The 6,656-nt window shown below is 35.6% G+C and carries 3 protein-coding genes; all 3 read left to right on the top strand.

The features are described 5' to 3' along the window. The coding region (locus B0I03_RS12935; RefSeq protein ID WP_146603300.1) for an OmpA family protein at positions 1 to 495 on the top strand (495 nt) is incomplete at its 5' end. Between the two features lie 156 nt (positions 496 to 651). Beyond that, positions 652 to 6,459, top strand: coding sequence for a T9SS type B sorting domain-containing protein (locus tag B0I03_RS12940; protein ID WP_111567856.1), 5,808 nt, complete (start codon positions 652 to 654; stop codon positions 6,457 to 6,459). Between the two features lie 46 nt (positions 6,460 to 6,505). Continuing rightward, positions 6,506 to 6,656, top strand: a 151-nt coding sequence (locus B0I03_RS12945) for a type IX secretion system membrane protein PorP/SprF (RefSeq protein ID WP_146603301.1), incomplete at its 3' end; no start/stop codon positions are given.

Genomic DNA, 6,656 nt, shown 5'->3' on the forward strand with positions numbered 1-6,656 from the left:
TTAACAGGAGTAATGTGTAACACAGCTTATAGTACACAAGTATCAAAATCAGGATACGAGAGTGGTATTTTTGAAGTAAAAAAAGCAGAGAACGAACAAGTGGTGGTAGAAGCGTTATTAAACCCAATTATGCCAATCATCACAGAGAAAGAAGTGATTTTACAACCTATCTACTTTGAGTTCAATAAGAGCAACATTACGGCAGAAGGAGCAGCAGAGTTAGACAAGTTAGTGATGGTAATGAACGAGTATCCAAATATGGTTATCTTCGCAAAATCGCATACTGATAGTAGAGGAAGTGATAAGTACAACATGAACTTATCAGACCGAAGAGCAAAAGCTACAGTTCAATACTTAATTAGTAAAGGAATTGCAAAAGAGAGAATCTCAGGACAAGGATTTGGAGAGAGCGAACCAAAAGTAGCTTGTAAACCATGTACCGAAGAAGAATACGCACAAAACAGAAGAAGTGAATTCTTAATTGTGAAAAAATAACAGTATTTAGTTTGTTAATTATAAAAGCCTTTGATTTTCGATCAAAGGCTTTTTGTTTTTTATCGATAAAAATAGCATTTCATCGATAATATACAATCAGAATGATTTATTATGTAACTTTGAAAATTAATCAAACCTTAAAACAATATTAACATAATGAAAAAACTATTACTTTTTTTCATGTCGTTTTTTACCTTTTTCGCTTTCGGACAGCTATCCGAGGGTTTTGAAGGAGCTACATTTCCGCCAACAGGCTGGGTAGTTACAGATAACGGCATTGGAACTGTTCAATCGTGGAGTAGAAATACACTTCTACCTAATGTATGGACTTCAGGTACTGCTTCTGCTATGTCAACGCGTGAAGGAAGTGTTCCTGGTCTAGCACAAGATTGGTTAATCACACCACAAGTTACTGTCCCTGCAAACGGACAAGTACGATTTTTTGCTAGATCTGTTACTAACGGTGAGCAAGGAAGTGTTTATAAAGTCATGTTGTCAACTGCAACACAAAATATTTCTGACTTTACAATTACTTTAGCAACCTACACAGAGCTTGACATCGTAAATGATTTGATGCAGCAAAAATTTATAAACCTTGACGCTTATGCAAATCAAAATGTTCACATTGCTTTTGTTCATGAAGTTACGGGTGGTTTAGGGGATCGCTGGATTCTTGATAAAGTTAATGTTGATAGACAATGTTTACAACCTGATAATTTAGTAGTTTCTGCTATAGGAGATACAACTGTTAATTTAAGTTGGAGTAACCCTACGGGTGCTACACAATGGGAAATAGAATATGGTCCTGCTGGTTTTACTCAAGGTACAGGGACTTTAGTAACAGGAGTTAATACAAATAATGCCTATCCCTTAAATGGTTTAACAGCGGCTACGACCTATGATTTTTATGTAAGACCTATTTGTGGTATAGACAATGTGGGTCCATGGTCTGATTCTGAAACTTTTACAACGGCACTTTGTGCAGCTTCTCAACAATGTGACTTTGTTTTTAGATTGACGGATTCTTGGGGAGATGGATGGAATGGTAATACAATGACTGTTAGACAGTTTGGTCAAACAGTGGCAATTATAGGGCCAACATTTACCGCAGGAGCAGGTCCAGTTAACGTTACAGTTGCTTTGTGTAGTAATCAACCTTTCGAACTGTTTTGGAATACAGGTGGAGGTTTTGCGAATGAAGTAGGTGTTGCAATTATTGACCCTCTAGGAGTTCAAATTTACAATAAACCTTTTAATACAGGTACTCAAGGAACTGTATTGTATTCGGGCGCAGCTTTATGTACACCGCCAACATGTCCTGCACCATCAAATATTGTGGTAAGCGATTTAACTACTACTTCAGGTACAGTTACTTGGATAGATAACGCAGGTGCAACGCAATGGGAAATTATTATTCAGCCAGCAGGAACTGGATATCCACCAAATGGTGCTACTCCAACTGCTACGGTAAATGGTACTCCTACATATGATTTTTCTGGTTTCCCTTCTGCAACTTCATTTGAAGTATACATTAGAGCTATTTGTAGTCCTACAGATTCTAGTATTTGGGCTGGACCTAGAAATTTTGCTACTTTAATTTCTAATGATGAATGTGCTACCGCAGTTACTGTGCCAGTAAATATTGGGACAGCTTGTATCAATTCTGTAACAGGTACTGTGTTAGGAGCAACTCCTTCGCCAAATCCAAATGGATGTGCTGGAACAGATGATGACGATGTTTGGTTTCAATTTACGGCAACTGAAGGAACTCATAATGTGTCTTTAGTTAACGTAACAGGAAGTGCAACAGATTTATATCATGTAGTATATTCTGGATCTTGTGGCGCATTAACTCAATTATATTGTAGTGATGATAATAGTAGTATTGCAACAAATTTAACACCAGGACAAACCTACTACATTAGAGTATATACTTTTACAGCTACTGCAGGTCAAAATACATCTTTTACTTTGTGTGTGGGTACTCCTGTTGACTGTTCAGATGCTTCTGCTTTTTGTGGAGAAACAGGTTTGGTTTATACAAACTCTGTAGGTGTACCTAGTTATGGTGGTATTGGATGTTTATTTACAACTCCTAACCCTTCATGGTATTTTATGCAGGTGAGTCAATCAGGGAACTTAAATTTCCAAATTGCTCAAACAAATAATGCAACTGGTAATGGAATTGACGTTGATTACATTGTTTGGGGACCATTTACACCAGCTCAATTTGCTGCTTCGTGTAATGATTTATATGATTTCCCTGATGGAAATACAACTATTCCAAATAACGTAGCATCTTGTAGTTACTCTGCTGCTGCTATTGAGAATTTCACAATTGCTAACGCTGTAGTAAACAATATTTACATTGTTTTAATTACAAACTTTAGTAACCAGCCAGGTACAGTAACTTTTACGCAAACAAATTTAAATGGTACAGGAGCGGGAGCTACCAATTGTGCTATTGTTTGTAGTAATAATTTAGGTGCAGATCAAGTGCTTTGTGCTGATTCATATCAAATTGTATCTTCTAATACAACTGCTGATCAATATCAATGGTTCTTAAATGACGTTCTAATTCCAGGAGCAACTGCTAGTACTTTAACAGTATATCAGTCTGGAACTTATAAATGTATTATAACATGTGGAATTAATAGTGTTGAGGATGAAATTGAAGTAACTCTTAATCCAACAATTGTTCCTGCTTTTTCAACTCCAGGTGCAATCTGTTCAGGTGCTGCAAACGTGCCATTAAGTAACACTTCAATTAACGGAGTTACTGGACAATGGACTTTAGTAGGTGCTCCAGTTACAGAAATTAGTACAGCAACTGCTGGAACATTTACTTATATTTTTACGCCAGATGCTGTGGCTTTCCCATGTTCTCCTAACTTCACAATGAATGTGGAAATTTTAGGAACTTGTACGTTTAATAGTGTTTCAACTGCAGTTTATATGGAAAGCTGTGAAACTACGTTGACTGGAGATTTTTTCAATACTACAGGAGTTAATCCTAATGAAATTGGACCTTCAACAAATGTATTTACTGGAAATGATTATGGTGTACATTTACAAAATTCAGGTAGTTTAATTTTAAAAGGTGCTGAATTAAGATCTTTTAAAACACCAACATCAAATGTTTGTGGTGCAAATTTATATTACCGTGTGTATTTAACTTCTGGAACACCAGGTACATTTAATACAATTGCACTACCTCTTTTAGACAACTGTGTGGCTGGAAACTATCCTTCAGGAGGTGTTTGTAACCCAGATGATCAAAAATGGCAAGCAATTGCATCTGCAATAGATTTAACAACATTTACTCCAGGTAATTATACTCTTGAAGTATATTACGATTTAACAGGAGATAATAATAGTACTACAGATTGTGATGATACAATTTTAGTAAATAATGGAGGTAGTAATTTTATTGCTAACTTTACTATTCAAGCTACTCCAACTTTTGTTTCTACTAATGAACAGTGTGGTAGCGCTAATGGAAGTATAACAGTATCAGGCTTTATACCTGGAACTACTTACGCTGTTACTTATACTGATGATGCTGTAGTTGTAGGACCTACAAATTATATTGCTAATTCAAGTGGTCAAATAATTTTTGCAGGATTAAATGCAGGAACTTACGCTGATTTTAGCTTCTTAGTAAATGGTTGTACTATTTTAGTACCTGCTCCAATTGTAATTACTAATTTCTCTCCTTCAATTACTCAAGTTACTTCAAATACTGAAATTTGTGTAGGAGGTAATGCCGTGTTTACTATTGAAGGTTCACCAAACTTTAACGTAAGTTATAGTATTAATGGAGGTGCTGCTCAGTCAGTAACATTAGATGCTTCTGGATTAGCAACTGTTACGGTTACAACTCCACCAGCAGGAAATGTTGTGTTACAGTTGATAAATATTAATAATCCGTCATGTACAATTTCAGTTACGAATTCTTCAACGGTGTTAGTTAACGCTTTACCTGTTGCTACATTAACTGTTGTTGATAGTAATATTTGTTTAGGAGTTGGTAACGCCGAGTTTGTTATTAATGGTACACCTAATGCAACTGTTTCGTATACTATAAACGGTGGTGCAACTCAAACTATAAATATTGGAGCTACAGGAACTGCAACAATTACAGTTAATTTACCAACTGCTGATGTTACTGTTGCATTAACTGGAGTAACTCTTGGTATTTGTAGTAATACTACAACGGGTCAAACAGGTACAGTGGTGATTACTTCTATACCAGTTCCTGTTATAAATGTAACTCAAACACCAGTTTGTTCTAATCAAACAGCTTCGTTTATTGTTACTTCACCTGTGAATACTCAGTTAAATATTCCTACAGATTTATTTATTTCTGAGATTACTGATCATACTTCTGGTGGTTCATCTGGAAGTTTAACTTATGTAGAAATCTATAATGGTACTGGTGCAAGTGTAAATCTTGCAAATTATAAACTAAAAGTTTATACAAATGGTATTGCAACAGCACAGTGTAATTTAGTTCTTTCAGGAATTTTATTAAACAATGATGTAGTTGTTATTAAATTAGGACAACCTGCTAATAGTGTTGATCAAGGAGGTGTTGTTGCTGATTTAACATTTGTAGGATCTTGTGCAGGGGTTAATAATAATGATAGTATAGTCTTAACTACAAGTACAGATGTTGAACTTGACACTTGGGGAATAAATGGAGTAATATTTACTCCAGCTGGAGGTGTAGGTTATGATTACAGAAGAAATACTACTGCTACATTGCCAAGTGCTACTTGGGATCCAGCAGATTGGACAGCTATTGATTGGACAACTACTGCTCCAGACCTTCCAGATTATTCAGATGTTGGTTTCTACAGTCTTTATGTTACAAATTATGAGTATACTTTAAGTAATGGTGTTACAACAACTACTCAATCAGGTGTGAATTTCACTGGAGTAGCTCCTGGGACTTATACATTAGTAGCTACAGACTTGATTACTGGATGTACATCGAATCCGTTAACGTTTACTATTGATCCAGTTGTATATACAACTCCTGTAACAACGATCTCTTATACTACACCGGTATGTATTTCAAGTACTACAAATCCTACACCAAATACTTCGGCTGCAGGTTTTGTTACAGGTGGTAGTTATAGTTCTACAGCAGGGTTATCAATTGATGGATCTACAGGTGTTATCGATTTAGCACTTAGTACTCCTGGAACTTACGTTGTTACTTATGCTGTTGGTGTTAATGTTACAAATTGTACCAACTCAGGAAGTAGTCAAACAACAATTGTTATTACACCAAATAATGTATCAACTTTCAATAATATTACAGGTGTATGTGAAGGTACTTCAGCTACTTTGCCAGCAACTTCAATTGAAGGTTACACAGGAACTTGGTCTCCAGCAACAATTGATACGTCTATAATTGGAACAAGCACTTATACATTTACTCCAAATGCGGGTCAGTGTGCGGCTGTTGGAACAATTCAAGTAACAATAGATGATCGTTCTCTTACGACATTTACTCAAATAGACGATTTATGTCTTGGTGCAAGTGTTGTATTACCAACAACTTCAAATGAAGGTGTTACGGGAACTTGGAGCCCAGCAACTGTTAATACTACTGCGGTATCTGTAATTACCTATACATTTACTCCAGATGCTAGTTTCTGTGCTGATGTTACAACAATGGATATTAGAGTTATTGGATGTGAAATTCCAAAAGGAGTTTCGCCAAACAATGATGGAGATAATGACACTTGGGATTTATCTGGATTGAATGTTAGTAAAGTAGAAATTTTTAATAGATACGGAACTAAAGTTTTTGGTAAATCAAATTACACGAATGAATGGTTTGGACAATCTGATAATGGAAATGAGTTACCAGATGGTACTTACTATTATGTAATTGAATTTAACGGTTTACCTGCTAAAACAGGTTGGGTATATATTAACAGACAACAGTAATAAAAAAGGCTGCTATGTAATGTAGCAGCCATAAAAAATAATAATAATGAAGAAACTATATTTAGTAGCTTTAGTTGTATTTACCACCATGGTAGATTTACATGCACAACAAGATCCCCATTATACGCAATACATGTATAACATGAGTGTAATGAATCCGGCATATGCTGGTAGTAAGGAGAACTTATCTATGGGTT

The organism is Flavobacterium aquaticum, assembly GCF_003259835.1.
GTDB lineage: Bacteria > Bacteroidota > Bacteroidia > Flavobacteriales > Flavobacteriaceae > Flavobacterium > Flavobacterium aquaticum.

Coding starts and splice junctions, on each gene's coding strand:
- B0I03_RS12940 (WP_111567856.1), top strand. CDS start 652: ATGAAAAAACTATTACTTTTTTTCATGTCGTTTTTTACCTTTTTCGCT.